Annotated in this window: 14 protein-coding genes; 7 read left to right on the forward strand and 7 right to left on the reverse strand. The window is 62.3% G+C overall.

What is annotated here, in order from left to right:
• Positions 1-109: 109 nt before the first annotated feature.
• From lptF to rsmA, 6 genes are all read left to right on the forward strand, one after another.
• The gene (gene lptF / locus Q9295_RS04415) at positions 110-1,237 is read left to right on the forward strand and encodes an LPS export ABC transporter permease LptF (protein WP_306679291.1); all 1,128 of its coding nucleotides are present in this window, start codon (positions 110-112) and stop codon (positions 1,235-1,237) included.
• The gene (gene lptG, locus Q9295_RS04420) at positions 1,234-2,319 is read left to right on the forward strand and encodes an LPS export ABC transporter permease LptG (protein WP_306679292.1); all 1,086 of its coding nucleotides are present in this window, start codon (positions 1,234-1,236) and stop codon (positions 2,317-2,319) included. The genes lptF and lptG overlap by 4 nt, the downstream gene beginning before the upstream one ends.
• A complete protein-coding gene (locus Q9295_RS04425) occupies positions 2,319-4,475 on the forward strand; it encodes an LPS-assembly protein LptD (protein WP_306679293.1) in 2,157 nt (718 codons plus the stop codon). The genes lptG and Q9295_RS04425 overlap by 1 nt, the downstream gene beginning before the upstream one ends.
• A 79-nt stretch (positions 4,476-4,554) precedes the next feature.
• On the forward strand, positions 4,555-5,781 hold the full coding sequence (locus Q9295_RS04430) for a peptidylprolyl isomerase (RefSeq protein ID WP_306679294.1): 1,227 nt from the start codon (positions 4,555-4,557) through the stop codon (positions 5,779-5,781).
• Positions 5,782-5,791: 10 nt separating this feature from the next.
• Positions 5,792-6,766 (forward strand): 4-hydroxythreonine-4-phosphate dehydrogenase PdxA, encoded by a 975-nt coding sequence (pdxA, locus tag Q9295_RS04435; RefSeq protein ID WP_306679295.1) that lies wholly within the window; start codon positions 5,792-5,794, stop codon positions 6,764-6,766.
• A 75-nt stretch (positions 6,767-6,841) separates the two neighbouring features.
• On the forward strand, positions 6,842-7,684 hold the full coding sequence (gene rsmA, locus Q9295_RS04440) for a 16S rRNA (adenine(1518)-N(6)/adenine(1519)-N(6))-dimethyltransferase RsmA (RefSeq protein ID WP_306679296.1): 843 nt from the start codon (positions 6,842-6,844) through the stop codon (positions 7,682-7,684).
• A 93-nt stretch (positions 7,685-7,777) separates the two neighbouring features.
• Here the strand turns inward: rsmA and Q9295_RS04445 are convergent, their stop codons facing one another.
• The 6 genes from Q9295_RS04445 to Q9295_RS04470 form a co-directional block, all read right to left on the reverse strand.
• Complete coding sequence (locus tag Q9295_RS04445) at positions 7,778-8,776, reverse strand: DUF4167 domain-containing protein (RefSeq protein WP_306679297.1); 999 nt, start codon at positions 8,774-8,776, stop codon at positions 7,778-7,780.
• 218 nt (positions 8,777-8,994) lie between these two features.
• Positions 8,995-9,837: a peptide chain release factor N(5)-glutamine methyltransferase gene (prmC, locus tag Q9295_RS04450; protein ID WP_306679298.1), complete on the reverse strand. Its 843-nt coding sequence runs from the start codon at positions 9,835-9,837 to the stop codon at positions 8,995-8,997.
• Positions 9,834-10,889 carry a peptide chain release factor 1 gene (gene prfA, locus Q9295_RS04455; RefSeq protein WP_306679299.1) on the reverse strand — a complete coding sequence of 352 codons (1,056 nt, stop codon included), beginning with the start codon at positions 10,887-10,889 and terminating at the stop codon, positions 9,834-9,836. The genes prmC and prfA overlap by 4 nt, the downstream gene beginning before the upstream one ends.
• 208 nt (positions 10,890-11,097) lie before the next feature.
• On the reverse strand, positions 11,098-12,063 hold the full coding sequence (gene speB, locus Q9295_RS04460; RefSeq protein WP_306679300.1) for an agmatinase: 966 nt from the start codon (positions 12,061-12,063) through the stop codon (positions 11,098-11,100).
• A 115-nt stretch (positions 12,064-12,178) separates the two neighbouring features.
• Positions 12,179-13,594 (reverse strand): aminotransferase, encoded by a 1,416-nt coding sequence (locus Q9295_RS04465; protein ID WP_306679301.1) that lies wholly within the window; start codon positions 13,592-13,594, stop codon positions 12,179-12,181.
• Between the two features lie 175 nt (positions 13,595-13,769).
• On the reverse strand, positions 13,770-14,933 hold the full coding sequence (locus tag Q9295_RS04470; protein WP_306679302.1) for a M20 aminoacylase family protein: 1,164 nt from the start codon (positions 14,931-14,933) through the stop codon (positions 13,770-13,772).
• 202 nt (positions 14,934-15,135) lie between these two features.
• Between Q9295_RS04470 and mazG the strand changes: the two genes are divergently transcribed.
• Positions 15,136-15,966 carry a nucleoside triphosphate pyrophosphohydrolase gene (gene mazG / locus Q9295_RS04475; protein WP_306679303.1) on the forward strand — a complete coding sequence of 277 codons (831 nt, stop codon included), beginning with the start codon at positions 15,136-15,138 and terminating at the stop codon, positions 15,964-15,966.
• Positions 15,967-16,025: 59 nt separating this feature from the next.
• On the opposite strand, the gene Q9295_RS04480 is transcribed toward mazG, so the two are convergent.
• On the reverse strand, positions 16,026-16,340 hold the full coding sequence (locus Q9295_RS04480) for a DMT family transporter (protein WP_306679304.1): 315 nt from the start codon (positions 16,338-16,340) through the stop codon (positions 16,026-16,028).
• Between the last annotated feature and the right edge of the window lie 178 nt (positions 16,341-16,518).

Here is a 16,518-nt window from a genome sequence, read left to right on the forward strand (position 1 = left end):
CGCTGGCCGACAGGCTATAGATTGGCCGCCGCCAACGCCAGATATGAGTTTCAGAGCTTTGCCAAATCCTTTAGGGTCGGCGCAATATCTTGTGAGGGTCGCGCAAAGCGTGTCGAGATTTGACCGATATCTGCTGTCGCATCTGCTGGCGCTGTTTGGGTTTTTCAGCCTGGTGCTGGTGGCTGTCTATTGGGTCAACCGGGCGGTTGGCCTTTTTGACCAACTGATTGGCGACGGCCAATCGGCGGTTGTTTTCGTGGAATTTTCCCTGCTGACCCTGCCCAATGTGATCCGTCTGGTGCTGCCGGTCTCGGCCTTCGCGGCCTGTCTTTACGCGATCAACCGCCTGGCGCAGGAAAGCGAGCTGGTGGTCATGCAGGCCACCGGCTTTTCCGCCTTCCGCCTTGCGCGCCCGGTGCTTTACTTCGGCCTTTCGGTCATGGCGATGCAGATGGTGCTGACCCATGTGCTGGTGCCCCTGTCCAGCGCGCGCCTGGGCGAGCGGACCTCGGAAATCTCGGCCAATGCCACGGCGCAATTTCTGAAAGAGGGCAGCTTCATGCACCCCACCGCTGGCATCACGCTCTACATCAGCGAGATTTCGCAGCTGGGTGAGCTGCAAAAGATCTTCCTCGCCGATGATCGGGGCGAGACAGAGCGACTGGTTTATACGGCTGAGACCGCGCTTATGGTGCGGGGTGAGACAGGGCCGGTGCTGGTGATGATCGACGGCGCGGCGCAGCGGCTGACCCGCGAAGGGCAGCGGCTTGCCCTGACCCGGTTTGAGAATTTCGCAATGGATCTCAGCGGCTTGGTCAGCACTGGCGATGCGCGCCGCATCTCGCTGCGCGAGCTTTCGACGGCCGAGCTTTTGAAAGCCGATCCCGCGATGCTGGAAGAAACCCGTGGCAATCGCGCCTATTTCTTTGAAGAGGCGCACAGCCGCTTTGCCTCACCGCTTTTGGCTTTGGCCGCGCCGCTGCTGGGCTTTGCCGCTTTGATGCTGGGCAGCTATTCGCGCTTTGGCCTCTTGCCGCAGATTGGCTTGGCGGTGGGGCTTTTGATCGTGGTGCAAACCATCTCAACTTTGGGTTCGGGCCGCGCGCTGGAAAGCGACAACGGCTGGCCCTTGGTCTATGCCGCCCCGCTCACCGGCCTTGCGCTTTCAGCTTTCATGCTCTGGCTCGCGCAACGCCCCAGACGGCGCCCCAAAGCACAAGCCGAGGTGCCGGCATGAGACTCTCGCGCTATATCGCCCGCCGTTTCATCACCACGACCGGCATGGTTTTCGCCATTTTCTTCGGCATCCTGCTGTTGATCGATATGATCGAGCAGATGCGCAAGCTTTCAGGCAGCGATGCGAGCTTTGGCGATGCGCTGCATCTGTCGCTCCTGAACGTGCCCGATACGATGTATCGCATCCTGCCCTTGATCACGATCATGGGCTCGGTCGCGCTGTTCTTGGCCCTTGCCCGCTCGTCCGAGCTGGTGGTGGTGCGGGCGGCGGGCCGCTCGGGCCTGCGCTTCTTGGTCACCCCGGTGCTGGTGGCTTTGGTTTTCGGCATCTTCGCCGTGGCCGTGCTGAACCCCTTGGTCGCCGCCACCCAAAAAGCCTATGATGAGGCGCGGGCCGCGGGCAATTCGGTTCTTTCGGTCTCGGATTCCGGACTTTGGCTGCGCCAAGGCGGTGAATACGGCCAGACTGTGATCCAAGCCGCTCGGGCCAATCAAGACGGGACCGAGCTTTCCACCGTCACCTTTCTGACCTTTGGCCCCGATGGCGCGCCGGCCACAAGGATCGAGGCCCCGACCGCAAGACTCACCCCCGGAGCTTGGCTTTTGGACGGCGCGAAGATGTGGGATCTGACCGCCCCCAACCCCGAGCTTGCCGCGCAGAGCTGGCCCGATGGCACCCCACTGCCCTCGGACCTTACGCCCGAGCGGATCCGCGACAGTTTCGGCACGCCCAATGCGGTGCCGATCTGGCAATTGCCCAGCTATATCGACGGTTTGGAAACCGCGGGCTTCTCGGCCCGCTCCTATCAGTTGTGGTTCCAGATGGAGCTGGCGCAGCCGCTCCTTCTGGCGGCCATGGTGCTGATCGCCGCCGGTTTCACCATGCGCCACGCCCGCTTTGGCAAGACCGGCACCATGGTGCTTTACGCCATGCTGGCCGGCTTTGCTTTGTTCTTCCTGCGCAATTTCGCCCAAGCCTTGGGCGAAACCGGCCAGATCCCGATCGCCGCCGCCGCATGGAGCCCGCCGCTTGCCGCGGCCCTCTTGGCCCTTGGCCTTGTCTTGCATTTGGAGGAGGGCTGATGCGCGGCCTTTTGCAGATTTTCGCCGTTGTTTTGGCGGGTTTTTTCGCCGCAAACGCCCTGCCCGCCCATGCGCAAGAGACAGCCTCGCTGATCTCGGATCGGCTGAGCATCACCGGCGACACCCGCCTGATCGCCGAAGGCAATGTCGAGGTGTTCTTCCAAGGCCGCTCCTTGCGCGCCAGCCGGATCATCTATGATCAAGCCGCCGATCGGCTTTTGATCGAAGGCCCGATCGTGCTGACCGAGACCGGCGGCGATACGCTGATCCTTGCTTCGCAGGCCGATCTTGCGGCCGACCTTTCCGAAGGGCTTTTGACCTCGGCGCGCATGGTGCTGAACCAGCAGCTGCAATTGGCCGCCAATGAGATCCAGCGCATCGATGGACGCTATACCGCGCTGAACTCGGTCGTGGCCTCGTCTTGCAAAGTCTGCGCCAGCCACCCGGTACCGCTGTGGGAGATCCGCGCCGCCCGGGTCGTGCATGACCAAGAGGAGCGTCAGCTTTACTTTGACCACGCGCAGTTCCGCCTTGCGGGCGTGCCAGTCTTCTACATCCCGCGCCTGCGGATGCCGGATCCTTCGCTCGACCGCGCCACCGGCTTTTTACAGCCGAAACTCCGCACGACCTCGCTCCTCGGCACCGGGCTGAAACTGCCCTATTTCATCGCTTTGGGCGAGAACCGAGATCTGACCGTCACGCCCTATATCACCACCAAAGGCGGCCGCTCGGTCGAGCTGCGCTACCGCCAAGCCTTCCGCACCGGTCAGATCGACGTCACCGGCGCCACCTCGCGCGATGATATTCTGCCCGGCGAGAGCCGTGGTTATCTCTTCGCCACCGGTCAATTTGCTTTGCCGGAAAACTACCGGCTCGACCTGAAACTTCAGGCCGTCTCGGACCCGGCCTATCTTTTGGATTACGGCATTTCGGACACCGACCGCCTCGACAGCCGCATCACCATCGATCGCACCCGGCGCAATGAATATATTTCCGGCCGGGTGATCAGCTTCCAAAGCCTGCGCGATGATGAGGACAACAACACCCTACCCTCGGTCGTCGCGGATCTGACCTTCCACCGCCGCTTCTCGCTTGGCCCATTGGGCGGCGAAGGCGGCTTGCGGCTGCAAACCCACAACCATTGGCGCAGCTCCTCGGACCCGCTGGATGGGCCTGACGATGACCTGATCGCCGATGGCCGTGACCTCAGCCGCATTTCGGCCCGGCTCGACTGGCGCCGCAGCTTCCTTCTGCCCGGCGGGGTCGAGGCTGTGCTCTTGGGCGAGGCCTCGGGCGACATCTACTCGGTCGGCCAAGACGCAACCTATTCTGGCAATTACAGCCGCAGCCACACCGCCGCGGGGGTTGAGCTGCGCTGGCCGCTGGTCAAGGCCACCGGCACAGGTGCGATGCATGTGATCGAGCCAATCGCCCAGCTGGTTTGGGCCGATTCCGACAATAATGGGATCCCGAATGAGGATTCCACCCTTTTGGAGTTCGACGAGGGCAACCTCTTCTCCCTGAACCGCTTCCCCGGCTCGGATGCAGTTGAGCAAGGCCGCCGCGCCAATATTGGCATGATCTGGACCCGCTACGACCCGCGCGGCTGGTCGATGGCTCTGACGATGGGCCGCATCTACCGCGAACGTGATTATGGCCAATTCGGCCCGGCCTCGGGCCTTGCGGGCGAAACCTCTGATTGGCTGGCAGGGGTGAATTTCACCTTGCCTCAAGGCTATAGTCTTGCGGCGCGCGCCACGTTTGACGGCGATTTTGAACTCTCCAAAGCCGAAGGCCGTCTGTCGCTTAACCGCGATAAGCTGGCCCTTGCGGCCTCGATGCTTTGGGTCGAGGCGGATCCGCTCTTTGAGAACCGCCCCACGCCCACCCGCGAGTTCAGCTTTGACGCCAGCTGGAAGGCCAGCCAACAGCTGACGACACGACTGGTCGGCAGCTATGATTTCGAAGGCGGGCGCGGCACTTTGGCCGGATTGGGGCTGGAATACCGCACCGATTGCATCGCGGTGGATCTTTCCCTATCGCGTCGCTTCACGTCATCGACTAATGTAACTCCGACAACGGATTTTGGCCTTTCCTTTGAGCTGATTGGCATCAATGGCAAGGGCGCAGCCGGGCCCTCCCGGCGGTGCAGCTAAGACGTTGGACGGCAGGACCAGGACAGAGAGACCCGGGGATCAAGACGGGCGCAGGATGAAGATGCAAGGTTTCGGGCACATGACTTTCTGGCGTGGACTTCAGGCGGCGACGCTTGTGGCAGTATTGGGCGCTTCGGGTGGCGCGGTCTGGCTGGGCTCGGCCCCGCCCGCCCAAGCGCAAAACCTTTTCGCGCCGCGGCTTTACGTCAACGATCAGGCGATCACCTTTTATGAGGTCGAGCAGCGCGCCAAGTTCTTGCAAGTGCTGCGCTCGCCCGGTGACCCGATGACCGAGGCTTTGCGCGTCCTGACCGAAGACCGGTTGCGTCTGGCTGAAGCCAAGCGTCTTGGCATCACGATGGGCGAAGAACAAATCAAAGCGGGCATGGAAGAATTCGCCTCCCGCGCCAATCTCTCGGCCGAGCAGCTGCTGGTTGAGCTGCAAAAAGCCGATATCGCCCCGCAAACCTTCCGCGACTTTGTGCTTGCGGGGCTTGTGTGGCGCGAAGTGGTGCGGGCGCGTTTTGTCGGCATGGTCTCGGTGTCCGAGGCCGATATCGACAAGGCGATGCAGACCATGACCCGGCCGCGCGCTTTGTCGGTTCTGGCGTCAGAACTGGTGATCCCTGCCCCTCCGGGGCAAGAGGCAGAAGCCTTGGCTTTGGCGGATGAATTGGCCGCCAGCATCCGGTCCGAGGCACAATTTGCCGAAGCCGCGCGCAAATATTCCGCCTCGCCCACCGCAGCGGCGGGCGGGCGGCTGGAATGGCTGCCTTTGGCCAACATGCCCCCCGCCATCTCGGGCCAACTTCTGACCTTGGGCAAGGGCAAGCCCTCGCAACCGATGGTGGTGCCGAATGCCGTCGTGCTTTTCATGCTGCGCGACGTGGCCGAGGATAAGACCGCCGCCCCGATCTCGGTCTCGGTGGAATATGCCAAATACTTTGTCGCCGATGATCCGGCGGCTGTGGCTCATGTCGCTGCCAATGTCGATCGCTGCATGGACCTTTACGGTCTGGCCAAGGGCCAACCGGCCGAGGCTTTGGTGGTTGAGACCAAACCGATGTCGCAGATCCCTTCGGATATCGGGCTGCAACTGGCCAAGCTGGATCCGGGTGAGTTTGTCACCAGCCGCACCGCCGCAGGCCAGCGGATGATCTTGATGCTGTGCACCCGCAATGTCGAAGCCGACACGCCGCCGACACGCGATCAGCTCCGCGATCAGGTGCAAAACCAAAAGCTCGACGGTCTGGCACAGGGCTATATGGCCGAGCTGAAGGCCAATGCGCTGATCCGCGAGCCCTGAGGCGGCGGGAATGCGCGCCCAAACCATCGTCCTAAGCTGCGGCGAACCCGCCGGTATTGGCCCCGAGATCGCGGTGAAAGCCCGCGCGGTCTTGGGGGCGGATTTGCCCTTTGCTTGGATTGGCGATCCGCGCCACTTGCCGCAAGCGGCCCTTTATACCGAGATTTCCCACCCGGCCGAGGCCGCTTCGGTGCCTCCGACCCATCTGCCGGTGCTGACCCAGCACTTTGCAGGTGCCGTAACCCCCGGCACACCCGATCCCGCCAATGCCGCCGGTGTCATCGCTGCGATCGAGCGCGGCGTGGCCCTGGTGCAAGCCGGCGAGGCCTCAGCGATTTGCACAGCACCCATCCATAAAAAGGCGCTGAAAGACGGCGCCAATTTCGCCTTTCCCGGCCATACTGAGTTTCTGGCCCATCTCGCCGGCGTCGAGCGCGTGGTGATGATGCTGGCCTGCGCTGAACTGCGCGTCGTGCCCGCCACGATCCACATTTCGCTCTCGCAAGTGCCGCAAGCGCTGACCGAAGCTGTGCTTAAGGAGACCATCCGCCTGACCCATGCCGGACTGGTCCGGGATTTTGGTCTGAGCGCACCGCGTCTAGTCGTGGCGGGCCTCAATCCCCATGCCGGCGAAGGCGGTGCGATGGGCTGGGAGGATGAGCGGATGATCCGCCCCCTTGTGGCGCGTCTGGCCGCCGAGGGGATGCAGATCCGTGGCCCGCTGCCTGCCGATACGATGTTTCATGCCGCCGCCCGCAGGGGCTATGATGCGGCGATCTGCGCCTATCACGACCAAGCGCTGATCCCGATCAAGACCATCGATTTTGCCGGAGGGGTGAATGTCACCCTCGGCCTGCCCTTCGTGCGTACCTCGCCCGATCACGGCACCGCCTTTGACATCGCCGGACGCGGCATTGCCGATCCCTCCTCGCTTGTGGCGGCGCTGCGAATGGCGCAAGAGATGAGCCAAGCGCGGCGGCGTTGACCATGTCGCCAAGGCCGGGGCTTTGCCCCGGACCCCGGGATATTTAGAGACAGAAAATGAGTAAGGGCCAAAGATATGGGCACGATTGACGGATTGCCGCCGCTGCGCGAGGTGATTGCGGCCCATGGTTTGGTGGCCAAAAAGCAGCTGGGGCAGAACTTTCTGCTGGATCTGAACCTGACCGCGAAGATCGCCCGTTGTGCGGGGGATCTCACGGGCGCGGATGTTTTAGAGGTGGGGCCCGGCCCCGGCGGCCTGACGCGCGGGCTTTTGGCGGAAGGTGCGCGGCATGTGGTGGCGGTCGAGAAGGACCCGCGCGCCATTCCGGCGCTGATGGAGATTGCCGCCGCGCATCCGGGGCGTTTGACCGTGTTGGAAGGCGATGCTTTGGAGCTCGGCGTGGCGGCGCATCTCACCGGCCCGGTGAAGATTGCCGCCAACCTGCCCTATAATATTGGCACCGAGCTTTTGATCCGCTGGCTCTCGCCCAAGGTCTGGCCGCCGTTTTGGGACAGCCTGACGCTGATGTTCCAAAAGGAAGTGGCCGAGCGGATCGTGGCCAAGCCCGGCTCCGACCATTACGGGCGGCTCGCACTTTTGGCGCAGTGGCGGGCTGATGCGAAGATCGTGATGATCCTGCCGCCCGAGGCCTTTACCCCTGCGCCGAAAGTGCATTCGGCGGTGGTGCATTTGAAGCGGCTGGAGGCCCCGCGTTTCCCTTGCGATTTCGCGGTTTTGCAGCGGGTGACGGCGATGGCCTTCAACCAGCGACGCAAGATGCTGCGCTCATCCTTGAAAGGCCTTGGCCCGCGGCTTGAGGAGATGCTTGAGGCCGCTGGGATCAAGCCCACCGCAAGGGCCGAAGAGATCGGGCTTGAGCAATTTTGCGCTTTGGCGCGCGAGGTTGCCAAAGGCTGATCTGGCCCCGCATTCAAGACAAAAAAGAACCGAAGCCATGACGGCTTCGGTTCTTTTCGTTTCAGGCTGTTCGGGCTTTGAAAAAAGCAGCGCTTATTCAGCGGCGGCCTTTTTGACCTCGGTCTCGGTCTCGGCCTTTGGCTTGCGCGGGGCGCGGCGGGGCTTTTCAGCCGGAGCAGCTTCGCCCTCAGCACCAGGTTCAGCGCTGACACGTTTGGCCGGAGCTGCGGTCTCTTTGCGCGGGGCTTCGGGCTCTGCGGCGCTGGCCTGCGCCACCGGCTCTGCCGCAGCGGGCATCGGTGCCGAGATAAACGCCGGCAGCTCAGCCTGTTCGCCGGTTTCGCGCGGTGCGCGGCTGCGATTGTTAAAGCGATTGCCGTCCCGATTGCGGTTGTTGTCGCGGTGGCCCTCGCGGCGTGGCTGCTCGGCCGTATCCTCGCGGCGCCGCGCTTCCGGCGTCTCGATCAGGCCAGTGTCACCAGCTTGGGCGTCAAGATCGATGACCTGCACCACCATTGGCTGCTCTTCCGCACCCGGATCGCGGTATTCACGCTCTGCGCGGGCTTCACGGTGGTGGGTGTCGCGTTGGGCGTTCTGCTGGCCGCCGTCGCGCTGATAGCCGCGCTGTTCGTCACGGTTGCCATCCCGGCGATCGTCGCGATTGCCGTCCCGGCGCTCATTGCGACGATCATCCCGATCGCGGTAATTGCCGCCATTTTGGCCGCCGTGCTGGCCATTATGCTGACCACCATGCGAGCCATTGCCATTGGCCGCGCCGCCATTTTCATGGGCCGCACCACCGCTTTGCTGGAACTGCTGCTGACGCGCCTCTTGCTCAGCCGCCAACTCTCGCTGCGCTTCTGCCAACATCCGGGTATAATGCTCGGCATGCTGCAAGAAATTCTCAGCCGCCACACGGTCATTCGACAGCTGGGCATCGCGCGCGAGCATCTGATATTTCTCGATGATCTGCTGCGGCGTGCCGCGCACTTTGCCCTCGGGGCCCGAGGAATCAAAGACGCGGTTGATAATATTGCCGAGGCTGCGCGGGCGGTTCTGGCTGGAACGCGAGCGTTTCTTTGAAGAGCGCATCTTGTCCTTTGATGCTTTGGGCCGCGGGCGCCGCCCGGATCAACGGGGCAACTTTCATGACATCCGCAGGGGCTGGCAGGTCGTCGGGCCGGGCCAATGCCCCTGCCTAACGTGTGGCCAATAAACACAGGCTTGACGCTGTGACAAGAGGAATTTGCGGGATTTGCCGCGATTGCGCAAGGCAAAGTTGCAAAAAACCGCCCAAAGGATTGGGGGATTTAAGGCGAATTCTTCGGGTTATGCGCCGCGACGACACGGTCACGCTGGTCCAGATCGGGCAGGATTTCCACCTGGACAAAGCCAGCCTGCTCCAAAAGCTGCGCCACGGCGCTGCCTTGTGTTGGCCCGATCTCAAAGAGAAGCCGCCCGCCAGGGGCAAGCAAGCGCAAGGCGCCGGCAGCGATCTCGCGGTAAGCCGTCAGCCCATCAGCCCCATCGGTCAGCGCGCGCTGCGGCTCATGCTGGCGAACTTCGGGCGCAAGTTCGGCCATTTCATCCAGCGCGATATACGGTGGGTTTGACACGATAAGGTCAAAGGACCCGGTGATGCCGTCAAGCCAGTTGGCCTTGGTGAACCGCGCGCGCGCGCCAAGGCCAAGGCTGTCGGCATTGCTTTGCGCCACGTCGAGCGTTTCCTGCGCGATATCGGTGCCAAGACCCTGCGCCTGTGGCCGCTCGGCCAAAAGCGTCAAGAGGATGCAGCCGGTCCCGGTGCCAAGATCCAACACCTGCGCGTAAGGCTTTGAAAGCGCGTGCTCAATCAAGACTTCCGTCTCAGGACGCGGATCCAATGTCTCGGCGGTGACCCGGAAGGACCGGCCCCAAAAGAGCCGCCGGCCAAGGATCTGCGAGACCGGCACCCGCGCTTCCCGCGCCGTGACAGCCGCCTCAAACGCCTGCAACTGCGGTGCGGTCATCTCGTCCGAGCTGTGCATCAACAGCCGCTCTGGCGGCAAATCCATTGCATGGGCCAGCAGCAAACGCGCATCACGCGGCGCATCTTCAACCCCCGCCGCCCGCAGCCGAGGCACGGCAGCGGCCAAGGCCAGCTTGGCGATCATGCCTCCATCTCGGCCAGTTTCGAGGCCTGATCATGCGCGGTCAAAGCCGCAATCACCTCATCAAGATCGCCCGCAACAATCTGGTTCAGCGCATAAAGCGTAAGATTGATGCGGTGGTCCGTCAGCCGCCCTTGCGGGAAGTTATAGGTGCGGATCCGCTCCGAGCGATCGCCGCTGCCGACTTGCGACTTCCGCTCGGCCGCGCGCTCATTGGCCAGCCGGTCGCGTTCGGCTTCAAAAAGCCGGGCGCGCAGAACCTGCATCGCGATGGCGCGGTTCTGGTGCTGCGATTTTTCCGAGGAGGTGACCACGATCCCGCTCGGGATATGGGTGATCCGCACCGCCGAGTCGGTGGTGTTGACGTGCTGCCCACCTGCCCCGGAAGAGCGCATTGTATCAATCCGAATGTCCGAGGCCGGGATCACAATATCGACCTCTTCCGCCTCGGGCAGCACGGCGACCGTCGCCGCCGAGGTGTGAATGCGCCCGCCCGCTTCGGTCTCGGGCACGCGCTGCACCCGGTGCACGCCGGATTCGTATTTCAGCTTGGCGTAGACGCCCTCGCCTTGGATATGGGCGGTGAACTCCTTGATGCCGCCAAGGTCAGAGGCCTGATGCTCCAAGACCTCAAAACGCCAGCCCATCCGCTCGGCATAGCGCTGATACATCCGGGCAAGGTCGCCGGCAAAAAGGCTCGCCTCATCCCCGCCCGTGCCGGGGCGGATCTCGATGATCGCAGGCCGCGCATCGGCGGCATCTTTCGGCAAAAGCGCGATACGTAGGCGGTCTTCCATCTCCGGGATCCGCGCGCGCAAGGCCGGGATCTCTTCCTCGGCCAGGGCCTTCATCTCGGGATCGGTCAGCATGGCTTGGGCATCTTCAAGATCGGTCAGCGCCTGCCGGTAAGCCGCAACCTCATCGGCGACCGGCTTCAGCTCGGAATATTCCCGGCTGATCTGCGCGATTTCCGAAGGCGCTGCTCCGGCATTAAGCCGCGCTTCGAGAAACTCGAAGCGCTGGGTGATCTGAGCGAGTTTATCCAAAGGAACCATGCCGCACCTGTGGCGCTTTCAGGCGGGTCGGTCAAGAGGAGGCAAGGCCGGGGGCTGTCTGCCCCCGGACCCCCGAGGATACTTTTAGACAGAAAATGCCGCAAAAGACCTAGAGCTCATTTTCTGCCTAAAAATATCCCCGCCGGAGGCACCGCGCCGCAAGGCGCGCAAAATCGAAGGAGGCCGCGCGAGCGGCCTCACGCCCGGATCAACGGCGGGTTTTGGCCCAATGGTAGAGGCAGATGAGCTCATAGCCGACATGGGCCCCGGCAATCGCGGTGGCTCCGGTGGTGTCATAGGGCGGCGAGACTTCAACGATATCGCCGCCGACCATATTGATCCCGGCGAGATCGCGCAGAGCCGCCGCCGCCTGCCAGCTGTGGAGCCCCCCCCAAACCGGCGTGCCGGTGCCGGGCGCGACCGAAGGGTCAAGGCAATCGATGTCAAAGGTGACATAGGTCGGATGATCGCCAACGATCGCCTTGGCCTTGGCCACCGCCGCCGCGACGCCCCCTTCGTGCACCTCACGCGCGTCGATCACCTCCACACCAAGATAATCCTCGGTCGTGGTCCTAATCCCGATCTGGACCGAGCGTTTGGGGTCCACGAGCCCGGTCTTCACCGCCTTATAAAGCATGGTGCCATGGTCGATCCGGCTCAGATCATCATCCGGCCAAAGGTCGGAATGCGCGTCGAAATGAATGACCGCGAGCGGGCCGAACTTCTCGGCATAGGCCTTCAGGATCGGAAAAGTGATGTAGTGATCGCCGCCAAGCGTCACCGTCCCTGCCCCAGCGGCAAGGATGGTGCGGATGTGCTGCGTCAAAGCATCGGGGAAATCCGAGACCTTGGCATAGTCGAAGGCGAGATCGCCGTAATCGACAATCGCCATTTCCTCCAAGGGGTTGGTAGGCCAGCCATAGGGCGGATCATAGGGCTGCAAGCTGCTTGCCTCACGGATCGCGCGCGGGCCAAAGCGGGTGCCGGTGCGATGGGTCACCGCTTGGTCAAAGGGCACGCCGGTGATCGCCAGATCGACCCCGGTCAGGTCTTTGGTGTAGGTCCGCCGCAGGAAGCTGGTCGCCCCGCCAAAGGCGTTTTCAAAGGCCAAACCGCGCAGTCCTTTGCGGGTGAAAGCAGTATCGACCTCAGTCTTCGCGTCTTCCAATGCCATGATAAGTCTCGGAGATTTTAAGGCGCGCAGTCATTCTACCCCCGGGCGGGGGCCGGAGACGCGCGGATCCGGGTGGCGGCAGAAGACCCCCGCCGCCGCCACAAGTCAAGCCCGCTCAGCCGATCCGGTAGCCCTCGCGCACCAACTCATCCGTGACCTTGCGGATCGCCTTCTCCAGCGTCTCGGCCACGAAATCCACCTGAGGCTTGGTGATCACCAAAGGCGGCGACATCACATTGAGATGCCCAATCGGCCGCACCATCAGCCCCATCGCCTCTGCCGCATCCGAGATGCGCTTCGATTCATTGGCGCCGTCGGGCAGCGGCTCTTTGCTGTCCTTATTGCCGACATTCTCCACGCAGACCATCAGCCGCTGCCCCCGCACTTGGCCCACCAAAGGCAGAGCCTCAAGCCCCTGCAAACGCTCCAAGAAATAATCACCGACCTCGGCCGCATTGGCCAAAAGCCCCTCATTCTCGATGATCTCAATCGTCTTCAGCCCCGCCGCACAGGCCACCGGATGCCCCGCATAGGTCAAACCGCTCGTAAACCAGCGCTCGCCGCCTTCCGCCATCACCTCCCAGATCCGATCCGAGAAAATCATCGCCCCCAAGGGCTGATAGCCCGAGGTCAGCCCCTTGGCGCAGGTGATCACATCCGGGATCACCTCGAACACATCCTCCGAGGCGAACCAATGCCCCAGCCGACCAAAAGCTGTCACCACCTCATCAGCGATGAACAAAATGTCATGACGGCGGCAAATCTCCCACATCCGCCGCAGATAGCCCTTCGGCGGCACGATCACCCCGCCCGAGGCTTGGATCGGCTCGGCAAAAAAGCCGCCAATCCGGTCAGCCCCCACCCGCGCGATCAGATCCTCAAACTCGGCCACCAGGAAGTCGCAGAAGGCCTCCTCCGACATGCCCTCGGGCCGCCGATATGGGTTCGGCACCGAAAGATGGTGAATGCCCGCCTCCATATAGCGGAATTCCTCGACCCGGTCGCCGGGCCGCTTGCCCACCGATTGCGACAGATAAGTCGAGCCGTGATACGAATGCTCTCGCGCCACGAGATCGGTCTTCTGGCGCTGCCCTCGGCAGCTTTGGTAATACCACACCAACCGCGCCGCCGTATCCACTGCGGTCGATCCCCCGGTGGTGAAATGCACCCGGTTCAAATCCCCCGGCGCAAGGCTTGCCAATTTCGCCGCCAACCGGGCCGAGGGCTCATTGGTGACATCGACAAAGGTGTTGGAAAAGGCCAAACGCTCGGCCTGATCGGCAATCGCCTGCGCCATATCCTTGCGGCCAAGCCCGAGATTGGTGCACCAAAGCCCGCCCACGGCATCAAGATACCGCCGCCCCTCGGCATCCCAAAGATAGCAGCCCTCGCCGCGCGCAATCACCAAAGCGCCGTCTTTTTCAAACGAGCCGAAATTGGTCCAAGGATGCAAGGCATGACGCCGGTCCATCTCCCAAAGATCCTGCGGCGCAGGCTGGCCTGCGGCAAATTTGGCATCCAAACCGGTCATCTTAGGCTCCCTCTCCCTGTCTGAAGAGAGAGCCTAGCATTTTGATCAAATGACGCTAGCCCCCGCAAAGCCTGCAGAAAAAAGCCGCAAAGAAGCGCCCTTTGGCTTTTCATCTTGATCTAAATACTCACCTTGCGCGGCACGCCATAAGTGCCGCCCCTCACCGCAAAGGCCCTCACCGCAAAGGTTGGCCCTTCTCCACCAGCCGCGCAAAGAAGCTTGCGCCCAAAGGTGCGGCCTCATCGTTGAAGTCAAAGCCCGCATGATGCAGCCCGGCCCCCGGCCCGGTGCCAAGGAAGAGATAGGCCCCCGGCCGCGCCTCAAGCATATAAGAGAAATCCTCAGATCCCATTTCGCGATTGGCCCGGTCATCCACCGCATCGGCCCCCGCCACTTCCCGCGCCACTTCGGCTGCGAAAGCCGCCTCGGCCTCATGGTTGATCGTCGCCGGATAGCCCCAATCGTAATCAATCTCCGCCGTCACGCCAAAGGCCGATGCCGTGCCTTCCACGATCTCATAGAAGCGCTTTTTCAATAGATCCCGCACATCGGGCTTGAAGCAGCGGATGGTCGCGGCAAACATCCCATCCTCTGGGATCACGTTCGAGGCTGAACCCGTGTGGATCATCGTGACCGAGATCACCGCCTCATCCAAAGCATAGACGTTGCGCGGGATGATGGTCTGCACCGCCTGCACCATGGCGACAATCGCCACCACCGGATCCACCGTCTCATGCGGCGTGGCACCATGGCCGCCCTTGCCCAAAACCTTGACATAAGCCGTATCGACCGAGGCCATCAGCGGCCCGGGCGTGGTGTAGAAATGCCCAAAAGCCACGTTGGGCGCATTATGGATGCCGTAGACGGTCTCAATGCCAAAGCGCTCCATCACGCCCTCTTGCACCATGACCTGACCGCCACCGCCATCTTCTTCCGCCGGTTGGAACAACAGCACCACTTTGCCGGCGAAATTCCGCGTCTCGGCCAAATATTTCGCCGCGCCCAACAGCATCGTCACATGGCCGTCATGGCCGCAAGCATGCATCTTGCCCGGCACTTTGCTGGCATATTCCGCCCCGGTCATCTCTTCGATCGGCAAAGCATCCATATCGGCGCGCAGTCCCATCACCGGACCCGGGCCTTGGCCATTGATCACCGCCACCACACCCGATTGCGCAATCCCCTCATGGATCTCATCCACGCCCATCTCGCGCAGCCGCGCGACAATCCAAGCCGCCGTCTTATGGCAATCAAAAGCCAGCTCAGGATATTGATGCAGGTGCCGGCGCCAGCCTTTCATTTCCTCGGCGAATGAGGCGATGCGGTTCAAAACGGGCATGGAGGTTCTTTCTCTAAAGCGGGGATCGCTGAACAGGATCAGAACCGAATTTGCATCGCCCCGCAATGGCGGGGTTTCCCGCCCCCAAGCAAATCCCAACCCAAGCAAATCACGCCCCAAGCGTGCCTTCACCTGCCCCCGTCTCGTGACACTGGCCCCCAACCATGTAATCTGGCGGCCATCCAATCTGCCTTAGGTTCCCATGCCCGCCAACTCCCCCCCCGATTCCCAACTCGCCTCCCTCACCGGCATCGACCGGCTTTTGCACATCATGGAGCGGTTGCGCGATCCGCAGACCGGCTGCCCTTGGGACATCGAGCAAAGCTTCGCCTCCATCGCGCCCTATACTTTAGAGGAAGCGCATGAGGTCGCCGATGTGATCGAGCGGCAGGCTTGGGATGAGCTGAAGGGAGAGCTGGGCGATCTTCTCTTCCAATCGGTCTTTCATGCCCAAATGGCGAAAGAGGCAGGGCTTTTCGCCTTTGACGATGTGGTGACTGCGATCAGCGATAAGATGATCTCCCGCCACCCGCATGTCTTTGGCGACCAGTCCCGCGACAAATCCCCCGAACAGCAAACCCGCGATTGGGAGGCGTTGAAGGCCAAAGAGCGTAAAGGAGCACGCACGCTTGACGGTGTGGCGATGGCCCTGCCCGCGCTCACCCGCGCGGTGAAGCTGCAAAACCGCGCCGCTCGCGTTGGCTTTGACTGGCCTTCGACCGATCAGGTGCTCGACAAATTGGTCGAGGAAACCCGCGAGGTGGTTGAGGCCCGCGACAGTCTTGGCCCCGAGGAGTTGACCGAGGAAATCGGTGATCTGATCTTCGTGCTGGCCAATATCGCGCGGCATCTCAAAGTCGACCCCGAAGCCGCCTTGCGCGCCGCGAACGCGAAATTCACCCGCCGTTTCGCGCGGATCGAAGATGCTTTGGCCGCTGCCGGCAAGACGCCCGCCGAAAGCAATCTCGAAGAAATGGACGCGCTTTGGGATCTGGCGAAAGCCGAAGACAAAGCCGCGAAAGCCAAAGGCTAAAGCCGGACATGCAAAGGGCCGGGAAAAACCCGGCCCTTTTTATTCGCGCGCCATAAGGCTCAGCTCGAGACTTTCATCAGCACGATCCCCGACAAGATCAGCGCCGCCGCCACAATCCGCCCCGCGGTCGCAGGCTCGCCCATCATCACGATCCCCACGACAAAGGCCCCCAAAGCGCCAATCCCGGTCCAGATCGCATAGGCCGTGCCCAAAGGCAGGCTGCGCATCGCATAGGCCAAAAGCCCAAAGCTGATCAGCATGGTCGACAGCGTGACCACCGAAGGCCAAAGCTTGGTGAACCCTTCCGAGGCTTTCATCGCTGAAGCCCAAACAACCTCAAAAATTCCGGCAAAAAACAACGCAATCCAGGCCATGACGGCACTCCCTTTGCTGGTGCCGGGCCGTCCCGGTCTTGGACCCTGATCCCTCAGGGGGAGGACGTTGCCTCGCCGCTTCTATCTGACAGCGGGCGGTTTCATCGGCAAGAATGTCATGGGGAAAATCGCCAATGGTGGCCTGTTGGCAACCACCCGCTGCATTTCCCCATTGACC

Source organism: Pseudogemmobacter lacusdianii, from assembly GCF_030848395.1.
Taxonomy (GTDB): domain Bacteria; phylum Pseudomonadota; class Alphaproteobacteria; order Rhodobacterales; family Rhodobacteraceae; genus Pseudogemmobacter; species Pseudogemmobacter lacusdianii.